The organism is Xanthomonas sp. LMG 8993, from assembly GCF_009835065.2.
GTDB classification, from domain to species: domain Bacteria; phylum Pseudomonadota; class Gammaproteobacteria; order Xanthomonadales; family Xanthomonadaceae; genus Xanthomonas; species Xanthomonas arboricola.
In genome coordinates this window covers 144,879-165,187 of sequence record NZ_QVIF02000002.1, presented here as the reverse complement: position 1 = coordinate 165,187, position 20,309 = coordinate 144,879, and the positions used below count along the sequence as shown (strand labels likewise).

Below are 20,309 nucleotides of genomic sequence, written 5' to 3'. Positions count from 1 at the left end.
CCTCGGCGACACGCTACCCGATCAGGGCAGCGGAATCTTTTCCAGCAAGGCGGCGACCAGGCGCTCGCCATCCCAGCCTTCGGCAGTGGCTTCGTAGCTGGGCAGCACGCGATGGCGCAGCACGTCCGGCGCGATTGCGCGGATATCGTCCGGGGTCACGTAGTCGCGCCCGGCCAGCCATGCACGCGCCCGTGCGCAGCGCTCCAGTGCGATCGACCCACGCGGGCTCGCGCCCCAGGCAATCCGCCGCGCCAGTGCCGGGTCGTAGCGCTGCGCATCGCGCGACGCGAGCACGATCTCGATCAGGTAACGCTCCAGCTGCGGCGCCAGATGCACGTCCAGCACCACCCGACGCGCGGCAAAGACATCTTCCAGCGGGATCTTGTCGGGTACCGTCTCGTGCTTTTCCAGGGTGTCGCGCGCGGCCTCACGTGCCAGACGCAGAATCTCCGCCTCGGCATCGGCCTGTGGATAGCCGATACGCACGTGCATCAGGAAGCGATCCAGCTGCGCCTCGGGCAACGGGAAGGTGCCTTCCTGCTCGATCGGGTTCTGCGTCGCCATCACCAGGAACAGCTGCGGCAGCGCATAGGTATGCCGCCCGACGGTGACCTGACGCTCGCCCATCGCCTCCAGCAGTGCCGACTGCACCTTGGCCGGTGCACGATTGATCTCGTCGGCCAGCAGGATCGGATGGAAGATCGGCCCGGGCATGAACTCGAACCGGCTGTCCTGCGGCCGCCAGATCTCGGTGCCGGTCAGATCGGAGGGCAGCAAGTCAGGGGTGAACTGCACCCGCGCAAAATCCGCCTCCAGCCGCGAGGCCAGCGCGCGGATCGCGGTGGTCTTGGCCAGCCCGGGCGCGCCCTCGACCAGCAGATGTCCGTCGGCCAGCAGGGCGATCAGCAACCGTTCGACCAGCGCGGACTGGCCCACGATGCGCTGCGCCAGCGACTCGCGCAGCAGGGTGAATTGACGATGCAACCGGTCCTGGGCGGGCGCGGCAGCGGCTTCTGGGGGCAACAGCGGCGGTGCGTTCATAGGACCAGTGTGACCGATTCGAGCGCAATTGGTTCACTCGATCATCCCTGAGCATTCAGTCAGTGACTCCGGGCATGAAACAGGTCACACAAGCAGGGACCGCAGGCATCGCGCCTTGGCAAAGCAATCAGGCCAGCACGATCACAGCACAAGGGGAACCGGCCCAGAAGCTTTGATGGTCTTGATGCAAGACAACATATCGCTTGCTTGTGACCACCTCGGCGGCCCAAACCGCCTACCGCCCTTAACGACATGCTTCACCATGGAAAAAGCCGCTTTCGCGGCCTTTTTTCGACATGGCTGCCTCTTAAGGGGTAGCACTCGCAACACGTAACACCTTCGGGGTAACGAAGACCAGCAACTCGGCTTTTTCTTTGCTGCGTCCACGTTTCTTGAACAAATTTCCGAGGAATGGAATGTCGCCCAGGAAGGGAACCTTGGAGACGCTCTCGCGATCTGTGAATTCGTAAACACCACCGATTACCACCGTCTCGCCATCACCGACCAAAACGGCGGTGTTGACCTCACGACGATTGATTTCCGGCACGGTGCCATACCCTTCCAGAATGATAAACCGCGCGACTTCGTCTTTCTTGACATTCATGTTCAAGAAAACGCGATTGTCATTGGTAATGGTCGGAGTGACTTTCAGCTCAAGCAACACTTCCTTGAACTGTACGTTGGCTTGCGCGGCCGAACCGGCAGCACCGCCGCCGCTGATTGTCACATAACCGATTTCCCGTCCCTGCTTGATGACACCCTCACGCTGATTGGCAGTGACGATTCTGGGATTTGAAACGACCTCGCCACGCCCCTCCTCTTGCATCGCCGAAAGCTCGATATCGAGATTGAAATTGGAGCCCAGCAGCGTATATGCCAAACCTGCTGCCCTGCTGTTGGTAAACCCGCTTGCACCAAGGTCCACATTCAACCCAGTCGGGAATAGATGCGACGCTAGCGTTGTGCTTGTGCCCGTGTTGGCAAGTTCATTGGCACGCTGAGCCGAAGTATTCTGGAAATTGACATTACTATCCAATGAGCCGCTCAAAATACCGCGGCCAGTTGAACCAGTGATACCAAACCGCGCACCGAGGTCACGCGCGAACGTGTCGGTCGCGATCACAATGCGGCTTTCGATCAACACCTGATCCACCGGCCGATCGATATGCGAAATCAGCTCGCGCATCTGCGCGACCTTCTTCGGAATATCGCTGATCATCAGGGTATTGGTGCGCTCGTCGGCAACCAGGCGACCGCGAGGCGACAAAAATCCATTGTCCTGCTGGCCACCTTGTCCACCTTGACCGCCGCCCTGACCACCACCACCGCCACCAATCCCCTTGGCCTCCGTCAGCGCTTTGAAGATCACGGCCGCATTGTGGTAGTTGATCTGCACGTAATCGGTGATCAGATCCTCGCGGTTCTCGATCGCGATGCGGGCGTCTTCCTTGTCCTGCTCGAACTTGGCCAGCTCCGGCTGCGGGGCGACCCACACCACGCCGCCGTCGCGGCGCTTGTCCAGCCCCTTGGCGCGCAGCACGATGTCCAGCGCCTGGTCCCACGGCACGTTCATCAGGCGCAGCGTGACATTGCCCTGCACGGTATCGGAGGCGACGATATTGAGGTTGGATTCCTCGGCGATCAGCTGCAGCACGGTGCGTACCGGCACGTCCTGAAAGTTGAATGTCACCGGGCGGCCGCTGTAACCGCGCGCAGCGATCTGCGCGGCGGCCTGGGTGACGGCTGCGGCGCTGACGCCACCGACCGCGGGCTGGCCCTTGCGCGGAGTGATTTCGACCACGTATTCGTTGCCGGTCTGGTAGGCCAGCGAATCGAACGCGCCCTTGGTCGACAGCACCAGCTGCGACCCCGAGCCGGATGGCTTGACCTCGACGCGCTGCACCGGCGTTGCAAAGTCGGTGACGTTGAGCGGGCGCTGCAGTTCGGCGGGCAGGCGTGCGTTGCTGATGTCGACCAGCACGTTGTCGCCCTGCGTGCGCAGATCCGGGCTGGCGCCCTGGCCGTCGAACTGCAGGATCAGACGGCCAGCGCCATCCTCACCACGTTTGAAATCGATCTTGGACACCGCCAGGCTCGCCGGAGCGGTCTTGGCCGGGTCCTGCACAGGCTGCTTCAGTGCCGCCGCCGAGAACGCGCTACCGCTCGCCAGCGCCAGCGCGAACCCCATCGCGCAGGCCTGGAATACCGCGTGGCGTCGAACCGGACGCAGCCGCCGGGCATTGGAAAACGTCATCGTGCTATCCCCTATCACTTTATTGATCATCCAATGCGAGCGCGGCCGGCCGTTCAAGCCATCCGCCCGCACCGTCCGGCACAAGTTCAATCAGCTCGATGCGGTCTTCGTAGACCCCGGTGACCCGGCCATCGCTCTGTCCCAGATACACGCCCGGCCGCACCCGGTAGGTCACCTTGTCGGGTGCCATGACCAGCGCAACCAGGCCCGAGCCACCGCCAATGGTCCCCACCATGTCGAGGGCGTCGAGCGGATAGGCTTCCAGCGGCTCCTTGCGCCGGTTCGGATCCGGACGCGTGCCGTTGCCGCCTTCGGCGCTGACCCAGGCATCGCTGAACGGGTCGCGCATCGACTGCGCCGCATATTCGAACGTCTCGAACTGCTGCATCACCGGCAATGGCTCCAACGGCGGCGCCGGCCGTGCGCGCACTTCGGCGACCCAGGCTTCCAGGTTCGGCGCATCGCCCGGTGTGCTGGTCACCCCGCGCGTACACGCCGGCAATACAGCAATTAGCGCCACGCAGGACAGGATCTTGAGCAGTTTCATGGTCATTGGCCGCCCTTCTTCGCAGCGTCGGCCGCGGCCTTCTCCTGCTCTGCCATTTCCTCATCGTCAAGATAACGATAGGTCTTGACCGTGCCGGACAGTTCCAGCGCCCCGCGCGGGGTGATGCCGGCCTTGGGGTCCCTCGGCTTGAGGTTGATGTCGTGCATGGTCAGGATCACCACGCGCGGCAACGACGCCACACCGCTGACGAAGGCACCGAACTGGTGATAACTGCCCACCATGCGCAAGGCGATCGGCTTTTCGGCGTAGAACTCCTTCGGCGATTCCGGGCCCGGCTGGAACAACTCGTTGGACAGGCCGCTGGACAGCGCGGTCTGCGAGATGTCGATGATCAGATCGGGCATTTCGGTCTTGCTGGGCAGCTGCCGCAGCATCTGCTGCAGCACCTGTTCCATCTGCGCGAGCTGCTGCTTGAGCGGCTCCAGATTCACCGCGCGACCCTGCTGGGTCTCGAACTCGGTGCGCAGCTGCGTTTCGGTGCCTTCCAGGCCTTCGAGTTCATCGCGCTTGCCGCTGATCAACAGGAACCAGGCCAGCACCATGATGAACAGGCCGACCACCACGCAGAACACGATGCGTGCCTGCTGCGGCCAGCCGCCGATGTTGTTGAAATCCAGATCGCTGAGCTTGAATGCTTTCTTACTCATGACGCCGCCCCCTCCTGCGGCCGATTGGCGGACGCCGGCGCTGGCTGCACGGGTGCAGGAGCAGCGGCCGGCGACGTGGCAGGCGCAGGTGCTGCAGGTGCCGCCGCTGGCGCGCCCGCAGGGGCCGTACCGGCTGGCGTTGCACCCGGCGCTTGCGCATCGACCGGTGCGGTGCCGTTCTTGTCGGCCTCGTTCGGATTGGCCAGCTTGACCTTGAGCGTGAACACGTACGGCAGCGTCTTGGTGTCCATCGACGGTCCCGCGGGCTGCCCAGCCTTGTCCTGGCTCTTGGCCTCGATGATCGACAGGTCCGGATTGGTCATCCAGCCCGAGCCTTCCAGGTTGCGCATATAGGTACTGACGCGCGCGTTGGACTGCGAACGCCCTTCCAGGGTCAGGATGTCGCCGTCCTGCTTGATGTTGGTCAAGGCCACGCCATCGGGGATGGTGCGCACCAGCGAATCGAACAGATGCACCATCTGCGAACGATTGGCCTGCAGCTCCTCGATCACCTTCTTGCGCGCGAGCAGGCGGTCCTTCTTCTTGTCGAGCTCCTTGATCTCTTCGTTCTGCGCCTTGACCTTGTCGATCTCGGCGGTCAGGAACGCATTGCGCTCGGTCTGGCCGCTGATCTGCGCGTCGTAGTAGAACCAGATCAGGACCGACAACAGCACGCCGCCCAACGCGGCGAAGCCCAGCATCGAATAGAACTCACGCTCGCGCGCCTTCCGGCGCTCGGCGCGCCAGGGCAAAAGATTGATTCTTGCCATCAGTCAAAGCTCCTCAGGGCCAGGCCGGTGGCGATCATCAATGCAGGTGCATCCAGCGCCAGCGCATGCGCCTGGACCTTCGGGCCCAGCGTCATCTGCGCGAGCGGGTTGGCGACCACGGTGGTCACGCCGAGCTGCTCTTCCACCATTTCCGGCAGGCGCGACAGCGCAGCGCAGCCGCCGGCCAGCACGATGCAGTCGACGCGATTGAATTCGCTGCCCGCGTAGAAGAACTGCAGCAAGCGGCTGATCTGCTGCACCGTCGCCTCCTTGAACGGCTCCAGCACTTCGACCTCGTAGCTCTCCGGCAAGCCGCCCTGACGCTTGGCCAGGCCGGCCTCCTCGTAAGTCAACCCGTAACGGCGCATCACCTCGTCGGTGAGCTGCTTGCCGCCGAAGACCTGCTCGCGGCTATACAGGCTGCGACCGGAGCGCAGCACGCTCAGCGTGGTCATGGTCGCGCCGATGTCCACCAGCGCAACCACCGCATCGGCGGCCACCGGCAACTCGCTGGCGACCAGGGCGAAGGCGTTCTCGACCGCGAAGGCCTCCACGTCCATGACCTTGGCGGTCAGGCCACCGAGTTCCAGCGCGGACTGGCGCAGTTCCACATTCTCCGAACGCGAGGCGGCCAGCAGCACCTGGACCATGTCCGGGCTGTTGGGCATCGGGCCGAGCACCTCGAAGTCGAGATTGACTTCCTCGATCGGGTACGGAATGTAGTTGGTGGCTTCCAGTTCGACCTGGGCTTCCAGATCGCTGTCGTCCAGATCGGCCGGCATCGGGATCAGCTTGGTGATCACCGCCGACCCGGCCACCGCGGCTGCGGCGTTCTTGGCCTTGCTGCCGGAACGGTTGATGGCGCGACGAATCGCTTCGCCGACCGCCTCGACCTCGACGATGTTCTTTTCCACGACCGCATTCGGCGGCAACGGTTCCACCGCGTAATGCTCCACGCGGAAACGGTTCCCGCTGCGCGACAGCTGCAAGAGCTTGACCGCAGTGGAACTGATATCGACACCAATCAGTGGCGATTGACTCTTGGGTAGAAGCCCCACGGAAACTCCCCTGCCGATGGGCACTTGGACGCTTGTCTGCGCCCTCGTATTAATAATTAAATTTTAACAGGTGACAAGCCCTTCACGCGCATGGCAATGGCCCCGCGACGTGACCCCAGTGCTGTTTCCTGCGATCCCCAGAGTTCGGCCCCAGCCAAACCCGGCGTCATCTATACTCTGTGACCAAGAAATCTGCAATCGGAATCTCTCTTACATGCCCCGTATTCGCCGTTGGCTGGGCTGGATCCTGGCCGCGTTCGTGGTGCTCGCCCTGCTTGGCGCTATTGCTGCCGGCGGCCTGTATTACGCCATTTCCTCCAAGTTGCCGGACGTGCAGTCGCTCAAGCAGGTCGAGCTGCAGGAGCCGATGTACGTCTATTCCAGCGACGGCCGCCTGATGGCCGTCTATGGCGAGACCCGGCGCTACCCCATCCAGATGAAGGACGTGCCGCTGCGCCTGAAGCAGGCCTTCCTGGCGACGGAGGATGCGCGCTTCTACGAACACGGCGGCGTGGACTACAAGGGCATCGCCCGTGCGGTGTGGCTGCTGGCCAGCACCGATGCCAAGCGCGTGCCGGGTGGTTCGACCATCACCCAGCAGGTGGCCCGGCAGTTCTTCCTCAGTTCCGAATACAGCTACACCCGCAAGCTCGCCGAGATCCTGCTGGCGCGCAAGATCGAGAGTGAGCTGAGCAAGGACGAGATCTTCGAGCTGTATCTCAACAAGAGCTTCTTCGGCAATCGCGCCTACGGCGTCGGTGCTGCGGCCGAGTACTACTACGGCAAGAAGATGAGCGAGTTGAGCCTGGACGAGATGGCCTCGCTGGCCGGCATCCCCAAGTTCCCGTCCAGCGGCAACCCGATCAGCAATCCGGAACGCGCGCAGGAGCGCCGCGATTACTATGTGCTGCAACGCATGGCCGACCTGGGCTTTGTCAGCCAGGCCGAAGCCGACGCCGCCAAGGCGGTGCCGATGCACGCCAAGCCGCACGAGCCGCCGGTCGAGGTCTACGCCCCGTACGTGGCCGAGCTGGTGCGCCAGGAAATGATCGCCAAGTACGGCGGCGATGTGCTCAACAAGGGTTACCACGTCACCACCACCATCGATGCCACGCTGCAGACCGGTGCCGATGCGGCGGTTGCCGAAGGTCTGCGCCTGTACGACCACCGGCATGGCTGGCATGGGGTGGAGCAGCATTTCGATGTCGCCGCCGATGCGGATGCCGCGGCACTGGCCAAGCACCTGTCCGGCGTGTTCACCCAGGGCGGCCTGCGCGCGGTGATCGTGGCACGCACCAATGCCGACGGCGGCGTGACCGTCGTGCAGAGCGACAAGACCGAGCTGACCCTGCCGGCCAGCGCCAGTCGCTGGACCAACAAGACGCCGGCCAAGCTGCTGACGCGCGGCGACCTGACCCGCATCCGCGCCGGCGAGAAGGACGGCGAGTGGATCATCGACCAGTTGCCGCGCGGCCAGGCCGCGCTGGTGTCGCTGGATGCCAACAGCGGCGCCCTGCGCGCGCTGGTCGGCGGTTTCAGCTTCGCCGGCAACAAGTTCAATCGCGCCACCCAGGCACGCCGCCAGCCGGGCTCCAGCTTCAAGCCGTTCGTGTATGCGGCCGCGTTCGAGAAGGGCTTCAACCCGGCCTCGATCGTGCTCGATGCGCCGGTGGTGTTCCGCGACCGCCGCGGCAAGACCTGGTCGCCGCAGAACGACGGCGGCGGCTTCCGCGGCCCGATGCGCTTGCGCGAGGCGCTGGTGCAATCGCGCAACCTGGTCTCGGTCCGCTTGCTGGACGCGATCAGCGTCGATTTTGCGCGCAAGTACATCAGCCAGTTCGGCTTCCAGGAAGCCGAGCTGCCGCCCAACCTGTCGATGTCGCTGGGCACGGCTTCGCTGACGCCGTTGTCGGTCGCGCGTGGCTATGCAGTGTTCGCCAATGGCGGCTCGCGGGTGGAGACCTGGATCGTGGACGAGGTCAAGGACCGCGACGGCAATGTGGTCTTCAAGGAAGTGCCGGCGGTGGCCTGCCGTACCTGCGCATTGCAGGGCGGCAATGTCGCGCCGGTGAGCCAGGTGGTGGACGGCTTCAACTTCGGCGCCCCCGCGCTGCCCAAGTCGATCGAACCGACCCCGGCGACCCCGGCGGAGACCGCCCCGGCAGCCACTGCCGAAACCAAGATCGCGCCGCGCGCCATCGACGAGCGTACCGCCTACCAGTTGGTCTCGATGATGCGCGACGTGGTCCAGCGCGGCACCGGCACCGCGGCCAAGGTGCTGGGGCGCGAGGACGTCGGCGGCAAGACCGGCTCGACCAACGATCACCGCGACGCCTGGTTCTCCGGCTTCGGCGGCCCCTACGCCACCACGGTGTGGGTGGGTCGCGACGACTTCCGTTCGCTTGGCTATCGCGAGTACGGCGGCAAGGCGGCACTGCCGATCTGGATCGACTACATGCGCGTGGCGCTGAAGGACAAGCCGATCGCCGCCAACGATCCGCCCGACGGCATGACCCAGGCCACCATCAATGGTGCGGTGGAATGGGTGAAGAACGAGGACCTGGATCGCCTGCAGGACTACGACTACGGCCTGCAGGAACAGCAGGACGAGAAGGCCTTCGATATCTTTTGAGGGCCGGGATTGGGGAATCGGGATTCGGGATTGGGGAATCGGAACGGCTTCGTCCGCCCGATTCCCCGATCGGGTTCGTGGCATCGACTGTTTCCGGTTGCAGCAGAAGGGGCCGGGCAATCGCCATTGCGTGATTGCCCTTGCAGGGAGACACCGGGGCATTCGCCACCTCTTCATGCCGCTGTTGTAGAGTCGAACCAGGTTCATTAGGGGAGCCCGGTCATGCATCACGCGCGCGAACACGCCGATACGCGAACCCGAGAACGTCGCCATCGCCTGGCGCACGAAGCGGCCCGGCTGATGGCCGAGGGTGGCATCCGTGATTTTCATCAGGCCAAGCTCAAGGCGGCCAGCCGGCTGGGCATCCACGACGACGCATCGCTGCCGCGCAACCGCGAGATCGAAGATGCGTTGCGCGAGCACCAGCGCCTGTTCGCCGGGCCTGCGCACGGGCTGCGGCTGCGCCAACGCCGCGAAGCCGCATTGCGCGCGCTGGAGTTTCTTAGCCCGTTCCAGCCGCGCCTGGCCGGCCCGGTGCTCGATGGCACGGCCGACGCCAATGCGCCGGTGCAGCTGCAGTTGCACAGCGACGATGCCGACGCCGTGCAGCGCTTCCTGGAGGAACACCGCGTTCCGGCCGAATCGCGTACGCGCCGGCTGCGCCTGGACCGCGAGCGCACGGCCGAGTTCCCGGTGTGGCTGTTCAGTGCCGAGGAACTGACCTTCGACCTGACCGTGCTGCCGTACGATGCCTTGCGCCAGGCACCGCTGTCGCAGCTGGACGAAAAACCGATGCAGCGCGCCTCGGCCGCCCAGTTGCGTCAGTTGTTGGCAGAAGAGGATGGTGGCCACGCCCTGCCGCGCACGCGCTGAGCGCAGCGCGCCATGACGCGTGACCACTGACCACAACGCCAACCCGCAAAAGCAAACGCCCCGCAATGCGGGGCGTTCGTTCAAGCAGACAACCGCAGGCGCTTAGCGCTGGCCGGCGTCGGTGTAGTCGCGCTTGTCGTAGCCGGTGTAGATCTGGCGCGGACGGCCGATCTTCATTTCCGGGTCGACCTGCTGCTCCAGCCAATGCGACACCCAGCCGGCGGTGCGTGCGATGGCAAACATCACGGTGAACATTTCCACCGGGATGTTCAGTGCCTTGTAGATCAGGCCCGAGTAGAAGTCGACGTTCGGGTACAGCTTGCGCTGCACGAAGTAGTCGTCCTTCAGCGCGGCTTCTTCCAGCTTCAGCGCCACTTCCAGCAGCGGATCGTTGACGCCCAGTTCGCCCAGCACCTTGTGGGTCATCTCGCGGATGATCTTGGCGCGCGGGTCGAAGTTCTTGTAGACGCGGTGACCGAAGCCCATCAGGCGGAACGAGGAGTTCTTGTCCTTGGCCTTGGCCACGGCGGACTCGACGTTGTCGGCGGTGCCGATCTCTTCCAGCATCTTCAGCACGGCTTCGTTGGCGCCACCGTGTGCCGGGCCCCACAGCGCGGTGATGCCCGCTGCGACCGAGGCGTACGGGTTGGCACCGGTCGAACCGACCAGACGCACGGTCGAGGTCGAGGCGTTCTGCTCGTGATCGGCATGCAGGATGAACAGCAGATCCAGCGCCTTGGCCACCACCGGATTGATCTCCAGCGGCTCGCTCGGCACTTCGAACATCATGTGCAGGAAGCGGTCGACGTAGTTGAGGTTGTTGCGCGGGTAGCGGATCGGCCAGCCGATCGAATAGCGGTACGCGGCAGCAGCCAGGGTCGGCACCTTGGCGATCAGACGGATGGCGGCCTGGCGGCGCTGCTCCGGATCGTTGAGGTCCAGGGTGTCGTGGTAGAACGCCGACAGCGAGGCGACCGAACCGGCCAGCATGGCCATCGGGTGGGCGTCATGCCGGAAGCCACCGAGGAAGTTCTTCAGCGACTCGTGCATCATCGTGTGATGCGTGACTTCGTGGTCGAACTTCTTGAATTCGTCCGCGGTCGGCAGCTCGCCGTTCATCAGCAGGTACGAGACTTCGAGGAAGCTGGACTTCTCGGCCAACTGTTCGATCGGGTAGCCGCGATACAGCAGCACGCCGTTGTCGCCATCGATGTAGGTGATGGCCGACTTGCAGCTGGCGGTGGCGGTAAAGCCCGAGTCGTAGGTGAACAGACCGGTTTCTTTGGTCAGCTTTGAAATATCGACGCAATCATTGCCAAGCGTGGGCTTGAGAACCGGCAGAACGACCGACTTGTCGCCGGCGTTGAGCGTGACCTGATCAAGATCGGACACTGTGTACGCTCCTTCAGTGGAAGGCGCCTGTCACCAAATGGGCAGGCACGTGATGGAAGTCCAGGGCATCGCCCCGGATCACGTCATTATCGCACAGCAACATTTTGGCCGTCGCTTGGACAGAAGTCGTAGACGCCCCGTCGACGGCGTGAAAACGAAGTTGCCGCCGCCCCAAAAAACAACGGCCGCGCAATGCGCGGCCGCTGCCGGTACAGCCCGTCCTGCAAGCTCAGCGCGCGTAGCGCTTCTGGAACTTGTCGATCCGGCCGCCGGTGTCGATCACCTTGTGCTTGCCGGTATAGAACGGGTGCGAGGCCGAGGAGATATCCACCTTGATCAGCGGGTATTCCTGGCCATCTTCCCACTTCACGGTCTCTTTCGAGCTCATGGTGGAACGGGTCAGAATCTTGAAATCGGACGTCACGTCGTGGAAGACGACGTCGTTGTAGCTGGGATGAACGTTATCTTTCATGGACTTGGCGCCGGGCTGCCTGGATAAGCCGGGCATTATAGCGGCCTCCAGACGCCCGGCGCAAGATCGCCTTACCCCGCCGCCAGCGCCGCGGCGACCAGGCCGAAGAATTGCGGGCGATCGTAGTCCAGCAGCAGGTTGGCATTGTCGGGGGTGCCATCCCGGCGCTCCCAGTCCACCAGGGTCATGCCGCGGGTGTGCGTACCGGTCAGCTCGATATGCACCGGCCGCTGCTCCAGCCGCTGCGCGCCCTCCGGATGCAGCGCGAACGCCATCGCCAGCGCGTCGGCGGCGTACCAGTGCTCGCCACGGCTGTCTTCGGACCACAGCCGGGTCTTGCGCGAAATCTCTTCGTAGAACCGCGCCTGCGCGGAGTCGGCCGCCAGCCATTGCTCGACATCGCGATGCAGCAGCCCGTGCGCGATGGTGGCTTCCCAGTCGGCCACGTCGAACTGCGGAAAACCGCGGAATACGATATGTGCCGCTTCCGGGTCGAAGCCGATATTGAATTCGGCCGCGGCGGTGATGTTGCCGTGCCCGGTCAGCGCCCCGCCCATCACCACCAGCCGCGCCACGCGCTGCGGCAGGGTCGGATCCAGCGTCAGGGCCAGGGCCAGATTGGTCAGCGGACCGAGCGCGACCAGCAGCAGCTCGCCGGCGTATTCGTGCGACAGGCGCAGGATGGCCAGCGCGGCGTGCTCGGTCTCGGCAGTGCGCTTGGCCGGCGCCAGGCCGACATCGCCGAAGCCGTCGATGCCATGCACATGCGCCGCGTCCACCGAGGGATGTAGCAGCGGCTGCGGGCAGCCCGCATAGACCGGCACATCGTCGCGCCCGGCAATCTCGCACACCTTCAAGGCGTTGCGCACGGTGTGCTCCAGGCCCACGTTGCCGGCGGCGATGGTCAGCCCAACGACCTCATGCCGGGTGTCGTTGAAGGCCATCAGCAAGGCCAGCGCGTCGTCCACGCCCGGGTCGGTGTCGATCAGCAGCGGTATCTTTTTGGTCATAGGATCGGAGATTGGTCATTCGGGATTCGTTGCCGCATCTTCGCAAGGATCGGCGAGGCACGCGAATCGGTTACCCATCCAGATCGCAGCGACCTAGCTCTGACGAATCCCCAATCCCGAATCCCCAATCCCCGCCACTCAAGCCGCGGCATAACGCACCGCGCTGCCGATCCAGCGCGCGACCACACGGTCGGCAATGTCCGGCGCTTCGGCCAGCAGCCGTTCGGCGAGTACCTGCACGCGCGGCAGCAGCCCGGCATCGCGGGTGAGATCGGCGATGCGGAAAGTGGCCAGGCCGGTCTGCCGCGTGCCCAGCAATTCGCCGGGACCACGCAGCTCCAGATCCTTTTCTGCGATCACGAAGCCGTCGTTGGTCTGGCGCATGGTTTCCAGGCGTTGCCGCGCCATCATCGACAACGGGGCCTGATACAGCAGCACGCAGCTGGACGCGGCCGCGCCGCGACCGACCCGGCCGCGCAACTGGTGCAACTGCGCCAGACCCAGGCGCTCGGCATTCTCGATGATCATCAGCGAGGCGTTGGGCACGTCCACGCCGACCTCGATCACCGTGGTGGCGACCAGCAGATCGGTAAGGCCCTGCTTGAAATCCAGCATCGCCTTCTGTTTTTCCGCCGCTTTCATGCGCCCGTGCACCAGCGCCACGCGCACGCCGGGCAATTGCGCGGACAGCGCTTCGAAGGTGGCCTCCGCCGCCTGGGCCTCGATCCTCGGCGGGCCACCGGGGGGCGCGCCCTTACCGGGCTCTTCGCTTTCTTCGATCAAGGTGCAGACCCAGTACGCCTGACGCCCTTCGGCGCAGGCGGCGCGGATGCGCTCGACCAGGTCCGGCCGGCGCTCGGCACTGAGCACGATGGTCTGCACCGGCGTGCGCCCGGGCGGCAGCTCGTCGATGGCCGAGACATCCAGATCCGCATAGGTGGACATCGCCAGGGTGCGCGGGATCGGCGTGGCGGTCATCACCAACTGATGCGGCACGCTGCCGGCGGCCGCACCCTTGTCGCGCAAGGCCAGGCGCTGATGCACGCCGAAGCGGTGCTGCTCGTCGATGATGGCCAAAGCCAGATCGTGGAAGACCACCGCGTCCTGCATCAGGGCGTGGGTGCCGACCACCACCTGCGCCTGGCCGGAGGCCACCTCGGCCATTGCCGCAGCGCGTGCCTTGCCGGTGACCTTGCCGGCCAGCCAGACGATGCGCACGCCCAGCGGTTCCAACCAGCCACGCAGATTGGTCAGGTGCTGCTCGGCCAGCAGCTCGGTCGGCGCTGCCAGTGCGACCTGCTTGCCCTGCTCCACCGCCAGCATCGCCGCCAATGCGGCGACCACGGTCTTGCCGCTGCCGACATCGCCCTGCACCAACCTAAGCATCGGCGACGGTTTTGCCAGATCGCGGGCAATCTGCGCGAACACGCGCTGCTGCGCACCGGTAAGCTGGAACGGCAACGCCGCGCGCAGTTGCCGCACCAGGGTGCCGTTGCCAGGCAGCAGCGGTGCGCGGAAGCGCTGCAAGGCGATGCGCTGGCGACGCAGGCTGAGCTGATGCGCCAGCAGTTCTTCGATCGCCAAACGCTGCTGGGCCGGATGCCCGCCTGCGAGCAGTTGCTGCGGGTCGGTGTTCACCGGCGGGCGATGCATGGTCAGCAGCGCGCTGCGCAGCGAGGGCAGTTGTTCGTCCTGCAGCCAGTGCGGCGGCAGCAGTTCCAGCGCGGCCTCGGCCGGCAAGCGCTCCAGCGCCTGGCCGATGAGTTTGCGCAACGTGGCCGGGCCCACGCCTTCCAGCATCGGATAGACCGGATCCAGGCTGTCGCCCAGCCCGGCATCCTCGCCCGGTGCCAGCACGCGGTAACTGGGGTGCACGATTTCCCAGCCGTTCTGTCCCGGCTTGGGCGTGCCGAACACCCGCAGCCGCGTGCCCGGTGCGAACTGCGCGACCTGCGCCGCGCGGAAATGGAAGAAGCGCAGCACCACGCTGCCGTGCGACTCGTCCGAGACCGCCACCCGCAACACGGGCCGGTAACGGAAGCCACGCTCCACCGCATCCACACGCCCTTCGATCTGCGCCGGCACGCCGCTCTGCAACTGCGCGATCGTGGTCAGCCGCGTGCGGTCTTCGTAGCGCAACGGCAGATGCAGCCACAGATCCTGTAGCGTCGAGATGCCGCGCGCAGCGAATTTCTCGGCCACCTTGGGGCCGACGCCGGGCAGGCTGGCAAGCGAGGCCTGGCCTGCGACGGCCAGGCGCGGGGTGACGGTCGCTGCGCGCGGCACGGCAGGGCGCTCGGGTCAGCCGAGCTGGATCAGTCGAGCACCATCACCGCGTCGACCTCGAAGCCGGCACCCTTGGGCAGGCCGGAGACCTCGATGGTCGAACGCGCCGGGAACGGCGCCTGGAAATACTCCTGCATCACTACGTTGACGGCGGCGAACTGGCCGAGATCGGTGAGGTACAGGCCCAGCCGCACGATCTTGTCGAGCGAGCCACCGGCGGCTTCGGCCACCGCCTTGAGGTTGTCGAACGCGCGGCGTGCCTGCACGCCGACATCGCCCGGCACGATCTCGCCGGTGGCCGGATCCAGCGGGATCTGCCCGGAGAAATACACCGTGTTGCCGGCACGCACGGCCTGCGAATAGGGGCCAATGGCGGCAGGCGCCTGGTCGGTATGGATGATCTGGGACATGGCGACTCCATCAACACTGAAAACGAACGCGCATTGTATCGGCGCCTGCCATTGACGGGCGAATGGGGCGTAGCGGTGACGGTGCGCAGGCGTTGGCCGTCGGCGTAGCGGCGTGTTGCCCGATGGGCTGAGCATCTTGCAATGGGCTGGTGTCTGCCTGCGCGCGCGCGATGGCGTGGTGAGGCTGTGCGCGTGCGCCGCTAGAGGCCGCGCGACGGAGCACGGGGCTGCGCACGTCCCCTCATCCGCCCCGACGGGGCACCTTCTTCCGAAGGAGAAGGGAACGGCGCGCCCCTCTTTTGCTGGACGCTAGCCCCTCTTCCGCTGGAAACGCTGGCCACTGTCCTGCGAAACAGGGCTTGGGTGAAGGCCCGGGCGAAGCCACGCCAAATGCGTTGCACTGTGGTGCGGCAGCGCTGCGGCGCGCGATGCTCCGGGTGCGACCTGTGGCGCGGGGTCGTCACGACGCACGGGAGCGGTCACGACACCAAGAGACGTGCAACGCCGCATCATTGCTACCGACTCGGGAACATCGCCCCCTGCGCGGCGGCGCAACAGTCGGCCTGCGCTGCGCCACCTAGCGGCCCGCCACTGCGGAAAACCGGCAGGGCTAGGTGATCGGCGCCGGATTGAACAAGGCCAGATCGTTGTGCAGGCGGTGTTGCTCGGTCCAGGTGCGCTGGCCGCTGGCCACGTCCAGATAGCGCCGGAACAACTCCCAGCCCAATTGCTCCAGCGTCTTGGCGCCGGTCGCCACGCCGCCGGCATCGATGTCCATCAGGTCGGACCAGCGCTGCGCCAATTCGCTGCGGGTAGCCACCTTGATCACCGGCACCATGCCCAGGCCGTAGGGCGTTCCGCGCCCGGTGGTGAAGACGTGCAGGTTCATGCCCGCCGCAACCTGCAAGGTGCCGCAGACGAAATCGCTGGCCGGGGTGGCGCAATACTGCAGCCCGCGCCCCTTGACCCGCTCGCCGGGCGGCACCACGCCGTTGATCGCCGAGGAGCCGGACTTGGCGATCGAGCCCATCGCCTTCTCCACGATGTTGGCCAGCCCGCCCTTCTTGTTACCCGGGGTGGTGTTGGCGCTGCGGTCGGCCTGGCCGCGCGCCAGGTAGGCGTCGTACCAGGCCATTTCGCGTACCAGCGCCCTGGCGACATCGGCATTGGCCGCGCGCGGCACCAGCAGATGGATGCCATCGCGCACTTCGGTGTTTTCCGAAAACATCACCGTGGCACCGGCGCGTACCAGCAGGTCCGCCGCCACGCCCAGGCCCGGGTTGGCGGTCACGCCGGAAAACGCATCGCTGCCGCCGCATTGCATGCCTACCACCAGTTCGCTGGCCGGCACGGTTTCGCGCCGACGCAGGTCCAGATGGCGCAGGCGTTCTTCGGCCATGGCCATGATCGAACCGACCATGTCGGCAAAGCCCAGGCTGGCTTCCTGCAGACGGTAGACGCCGCTGTCGTCGGCGCTGGCATCGTCCGGCAGCAGGCGCTCGGGCGCGAGTTTCTCGCAGCCCAGGCCCACGATCAGCGCCTGCCCGCCGAAGTTGGGGCTGCGCGCGATATTGCGCAGCGTGCGGATGGGGATGATGGCCTCCGGCGCGGTGATTGCCACGCCGCAACCATAGACGTGATTGATCGCCACCACATCGTCGACATTGGGATACTTGGGCAGCAGCTCGGTGCGGATGCGCTCCACCGCGTGGCCGAGCACGCCCACCACGCACTGCACGCTGGTCATGATGCCCAGGATGTTGCGCGTGCCGACACTGCCATCCCGGTTGCGATACCCCTGGAAGGTGTAGCCATCCAAGGGCGCGGGTGCGGGTGCCGGCTGCAGGGACAGATCCAGCGCGGCCAGATCGGGCGCTTCGGGCATCGCCAGCAATTGCTCGCTCACCCAGGCCCCGCGTGCGATGTCGGCATTGGCAGTGCCGATCACCGCGCCCAGGCGGATCACCGGCGCGCCGGCGGCCAGGTCGCGTAGCGCCATCTTGTGCCCCTGCGGAATGTGTTCGACGGCGGTGAGCCCATCCGGAAAGGTGGCGCCGGCCGGTGCGCCGTCATCGTTGACGACGATGGCGACGTTGTCGCGCGCGTGGGCGCGGATGCTAAGCCAACGGGTGGGTTGCTGGGTTGCGGACATCGTGGGGCTACCTTGCAGGCGTGGGGTGGAGTGCATTACCGGTCGGGGCTGTCGAACTGACGGCGGTACTGCAGGATCAAGCGGTTTTCATCGACATTGCGCTGGTAATTTGAGCGAAAGGTGCCGTTGAACCAGATGACGCTCAAGTGCTTGAAGCGCTCGCTCTGGAATTGATAGGTGGTCAAGACATCCCGGGCCCACTCGCGGCCTTGGCCGGCATAGGTGGCCGGCTGCGCATGGTCGCCATTGATGTAGCGCGCCATGACGCTGAGACCGGGGATGCCGATGCTCTTGCCATCGATGCTGTAACGCAGCTGCCAGCTGCGCTCGCCGCGTTCGAGAAAGTCGTTGATGAAGGTCCAGTTGAAGACATTGCCGTCGGTGCCGCCCGGCCAGGGCATGGCGCTGGGGCCGGACAGGCGTTGATAGCCGGCGCCGAATTCGTGCCCGCCCGTGCGCCAGGACAGCATGCTGCTGAACATGCGGTTGTCGATCGGCCCGGCCAGCGACTGGCCGATGTCATCGGTACGGAAATACCGCAGATCCACACGCAGCTGGTCCTTGCCGAAGGTGTGCGTCTGGATGAGGTTATAGAGCTGCTGCCGGTAGATGTCTTCCATCACCGCGCCCTGATAGCGCAGTTGCGTGCCGGGCACGACGCTGTAGGTTGCCGAGAGCAGATTCAACGCATCCGAATCCGGCGTGCCCAGAAAACGGCGATTTTTGTTGGTCAAGGTGATGGGGACGCGCGAATCGCCATCGCGATACCAGGCGCTGGTGAAGCGCGCGAGCAGCAGATCGAGCTTTGGCACGTCCTTGGATTCCAGCGTCACGCCCTGGAATGTTTCCGGCATGATGCGGGTGATGCTGGCGCGCACCAGCGGCTCGTTGGGAATGAAGCTGCCCCACTTCACTTCGGTTTGCGAGGCGCGCAGTTTGAGCGTGGGTGCCACCCGCGTCAGCGCATGTTGCGCAGTACCGTCGTCGTTGCTGGGCAGCAGGCCGGTGCCGCCTTCGGCGCGCACGCCATCGAGCTTGAAATCGCCGATACCCAGCAGATCCAGGCCCGCGCCGACCGGCCCGCGGGTATAGCCGCTACGGGCATCGACCACAAACCCCTGCGCCCACTCGGCACGCTTGCCCTGCCCTTCGCCGCTGCGGAAATCGCGGTTGTAGTAGAAGTTGAGTGCGGTGACTTCGGCCGTTGCGCCATTCCAGAACCCCTCATCGGGTTGTTGCGCACGCGCACGCCCGGCCGCGCCGACCGCCAGCAGCGCAGCGCCGCTGATCGCCATCATGCTTTTCATTACTCGGTTCTCCACCTGCGGTGAACTGGCGGCCGTACGCTGCTGCCGGCGCTCCGGCGGCAGGCATCGGGGCGCTTCAGCGCACCAGACAGGGCCGCTTGTTGTCGAAGGTCCAATTGGGGATCAGCGCCTGCATGGCGGCGGCATCGTCGCGCGCGCCCAGGCTCAGGCTTTGATAGGTGCGATGCGCGGCCTCCAGCGCGTCCATGTCCAGCTCCACACCCAGGCCCGGCTTTGCCGGCACCTGGATCTGGCCGCCGACGATCTGCAATGGGTCGTGGGTCAGGCGTTGGCCGTCCTGCCAGATCCAGTGCGTATCGATCGCGGTCACCCGCCCAGGCGCTGCGGCGGCGACATGGGTGAACATCGCCAGCGAAATATCGAAATGGTTGTTGGAATGCGAGCCCCAGGTCAGGCCCCAGTCGCGGCACAGTTGCGCCACTCGTACCGAGCCCTGCAACGTCCAGAAATGCGGGTCGGCCAGCGGGATATCCACCGACTGCAACTGGATGGCGTGGCCCATCTGCCGCCAGTCGGTGGCGATCATGTTGGTGGCGGTCGGCAAGCCGGTGGCGCGACGGAATTCGGCCATGATCTCGCGCCCGGAATACCCATCCTGCGCACCGCACGGATCTTCGGCGTAGGCCATCACGCCGTGCATGCCGCGGCACAGGGCGATGGCCTGATCCAGCGACCACGCGCCATTGGGATCGAGGGTGATGCGCGCCTGCGGAAACCGCGCGTGCAACGCGACAATGGCGTCGATTTCGTCTTCGCCGCGCAGCACGCCGCCCTTGAGCTTGAAATCGCGGAAGCCGTATTTCTCGTAGGCCGCTTCGGCCAGGCGCACCACCGATGCCGGCGTCAAGGCCTCCTGGTCCCGCACAGCCTCCCAGTCATCGCGGGCACCGCTGCCGTCGCGATAGTCGAACGCAGTCTTCCGCCGGTCGCCGATGAAAAACAGATAGCCCAGCACATCCACGGCGCTGCGTTGCTGGCCTTCACCGAGCAAGGCAGCGACAGGCTGGTCGAGGAATTGCCCGAGCAGATCCAGCAACGCCGACTCGATGGCCGTCACCGCATGGATGGTGATACGCAGATCGAAGGTCTGCAGGCCACGGCCGGCGCTGTCGCGGTCGGCAAAGGCGGTGCGCACCTGATTGAGGATGCGCTGATACTCGGCGATGGAGCGGTCGCGAATGAGCGGCGCTGCTTCCTGCAGCAAGCCGGCGATGGCCGCGCCACCAGGCACTTCGCCCACGCCGGTGCGTCCGGACGAATCGCGCAGCACCAGCACATTGCGGGTGAAGTACGGCGCGTGTGCGCCACTGAGGTTGAGCAGCATGCTGTCCTGCCCGGCGACGGGCACCACGCGGATGTCGGTGATGCGCGGCGTGGCGCCGATGCTTGCAGGTGCGGTGTGGATAGTCATCGAAA

Annotated in this window: 16 protein-coding genes; 2 read left to right on the top strand and 14 right to left on the bottom strand. The window is 65.4% G+C overall.

What is annotated here, in order from left to right:
* Positions 1-21: 21 nt before the first annotated feature.
* The 6 genes from DYQ94_RS03925 to DYQ94_RS03900 all read right to left on the bottom strand — a co-directional run bounded on the left by DYQ94_RS03925 (position 22) and on the right by DYQ94_RS03900 (position 6,338).
* On the bottom strand, positions 22-1,041 hold the full coding sequence (locus tag DYQ94_RS03925) for an AAA family ATPase (RefSeq protein WP_065032777.1): 1,020 nt from the start codon (positions 1,039-1,041) through the stop codon (positions 22-24).
* A gap of 307 nt (positions 1,042-1,348) precedes the next feature.
* Complete coding sequence (locus DYQ94_RS03920) at positions 1,349-3,295, bottom strand: type IV pilus secretin PilQ (protein WP_102251376.1); 1,947 nt, start codon at positions 3,293-3,295, stop codon at positions 1,349-1,351.
* Between the two features lie 19 nt (positions 3,296-3,314).
* Positions 3,315-3,848 (bottom strand): pilus assembly protein PilP, encoded by a 534-nt coding sequence (locus DYQ94_RS03915; RefSeq protein WP_024938133.1) that lies wholly within the window; start codon positions 3,846-3,848, stop codon positions 3,315-3,317.
* Positions 3,845-4,510, bottom strand: a complete 666-nt coding sequence (locus DYQ94_RS03910) for a type IV pilus inner membrane component PilO (RefSeq protein ID WP_024938132.1) — start codon at positions 4,508-4,510, stop codon at positions 3,845-3,847. The genes DYQ94_RS03915 and DYQ94_RS03910 overlap by 4 nt, the downstream gene beginning before the upstream one ends.
* Complete coding sequence (locus DYQ94_RS03905; RefSeq protein ID WP_024938131.1) at positions 4,507-5,280, bottom strand: PilN domain-containing protein; 774 nt, start codon at positions 5,278-5,280, stop codon at positions 4,507-4,509. The genes DYQ94_RS03910 and DYQ94_RS03905 overlap by 4 nt, the downstream gene beginning before the upstream one ends.
* Positions 5,280-6,338, bottom strand: coding sequence for a pilus assembly protein PilM (locus DYQ94_RS03900; protein WP_039423791.1), 1,059 nt, complete (start codon positions 6,336-6,338; stop codon positions 5,280-5,282). Before DYQ94_RS03900 ends, DYQ94_RS03905 begins: the two co-directional genes overlap by 1 nt.
* 214 nt (positions 6,339-6,552) lie before the next feature.
* Here DYQ94_RS03900 and DYQ94_RS03895 point away from each other — a divergent pair, with 214 nt between their 5' ends.
* The gene (locus DYQ94_RS03895; protein ID WP_160955206.1) at positions 6,553-8,970 is read left to right on the top strand and encodes a penicillin-binding protein 1A; all 2,418 of its coding nucleotides are present in this window, start codon (positions 6,553-6,555) and stop codon (positions 8,968-8,970) included.
* Positions 8,971-9,192: 222 nt separating this feature from the next.
* Complete coding sequence (locus DYQ94_RS03890; protein ID WP_065046260.1) at positions 9,193-9,843, top strand: hypothetical protein; 651 nt, start codon at positions 9,193-9,195, stop codon at positions 9,841-9,843.
* Positions 9,844-9,945: 102 nt separating this feature from the next.
* Here the strand turns inward: DYQ94_RS03890 and DYQ94_RS03885 are convergent, their stop codons facing one another.
* The 8 genes from DYQ94_RS03885 to gudD form a co-directional block, all read right to left on the bottom strand.
* Positions 9,946-11,235, bottom strand: coding sequence for a citrate synthase (locus DYQ94_RS03885; protein WP_024938127.1), 1,290 nt, complete (start codon positions 11,233-11,235; stop codon positions 9,946-9,948).
* Between the two features lie 229 nt (positions 11,236-11,464).
* Positions 11,465-11,707 carry a type B 50S ribosomal protein L31 gene (locus DYQ94_RS03880; RefSeq protein ID WP_024938126.1) on the bottom strand — a complete coding sequence of 81 codons (243 nt, stop codon included), beginning with the start codon at positions 11,705-11,707 and terminating at the stop codon, positions 11,465-11,467.
* A gap of 71 nt (positions 11,708-11,778) precedes the next feature.
* Positions 11,779-12,717, bottom strand: a complete 939-nt coding sequence (locus DYQ94_RS03875) for a nucleoside hydrolase (RefSeq protein ID WP_126966769.1) — start codon at positions 12,715-12,717, stop codon at positions 11,779-11,781.
* A gap of 138 nt (positions 12,718-12,855) precedes the next feature.
* Entirely contained in the window at positions 12,856-15,003 is a 2,148-nt protein-coding gene (gene recG / locus DYQ94_RS03870) for an ATP-dependent DNA helicase RecG (RefSeq protein WP_126966768.1), read from the bottom strand.
* Positions 15,004-15,032: 29 nt separating this feature from the next.
* Positions 15,033-15,413 (bottom strand): RidA family protein, encoded by a 381-nt coding sequence (locus DYQ94_RS03865; protein WP_126966767.1) that lies wholly within the window; start codon positions 15,411-15,413, stop codon positions 15,033-15,035.
* Between the two features lie 610 nt (positions 15,414-16,023).
* On the bottom strand, positions 16,024-17,565 hold the full coding sequence (garD, locus tag DYQ94_RS03860; RefSeq protein ID WP_126966766.1) for a galactarate dehydratase: 1,542 nt from the start codon (positions 17,563-17,565) through the stop codon (positions 16,024-16,026).
* A 35-nt stretch (positions 17,566-17,600) separates the two neighbouring features.
* Positions 17,601-18,872 (bottom strand): OprD family porin, encoded by a 1,272-nt coding sequence (locus DYQ94_RS03855; protein WP_104568040.1) that lies wholly within the window; start codon positions 18,870-18,872, stop codon positions 17,601-17,603.
* Positions 18,873-18,948: 76 nt separating this feature from the next.
* Positions 18,949-20,304, bottom strand: a complete 1,356-nt coding sequence (gene gudD, locus DYQ94_RS03850; protein WP_081008578.1) for a glucarate dehydratase — start codon at positions 20,302-20,304, stop codon at positions 18,949-18,951.
* Positions 20,305-20,309 lie beyond the last annotated feature (5 nt).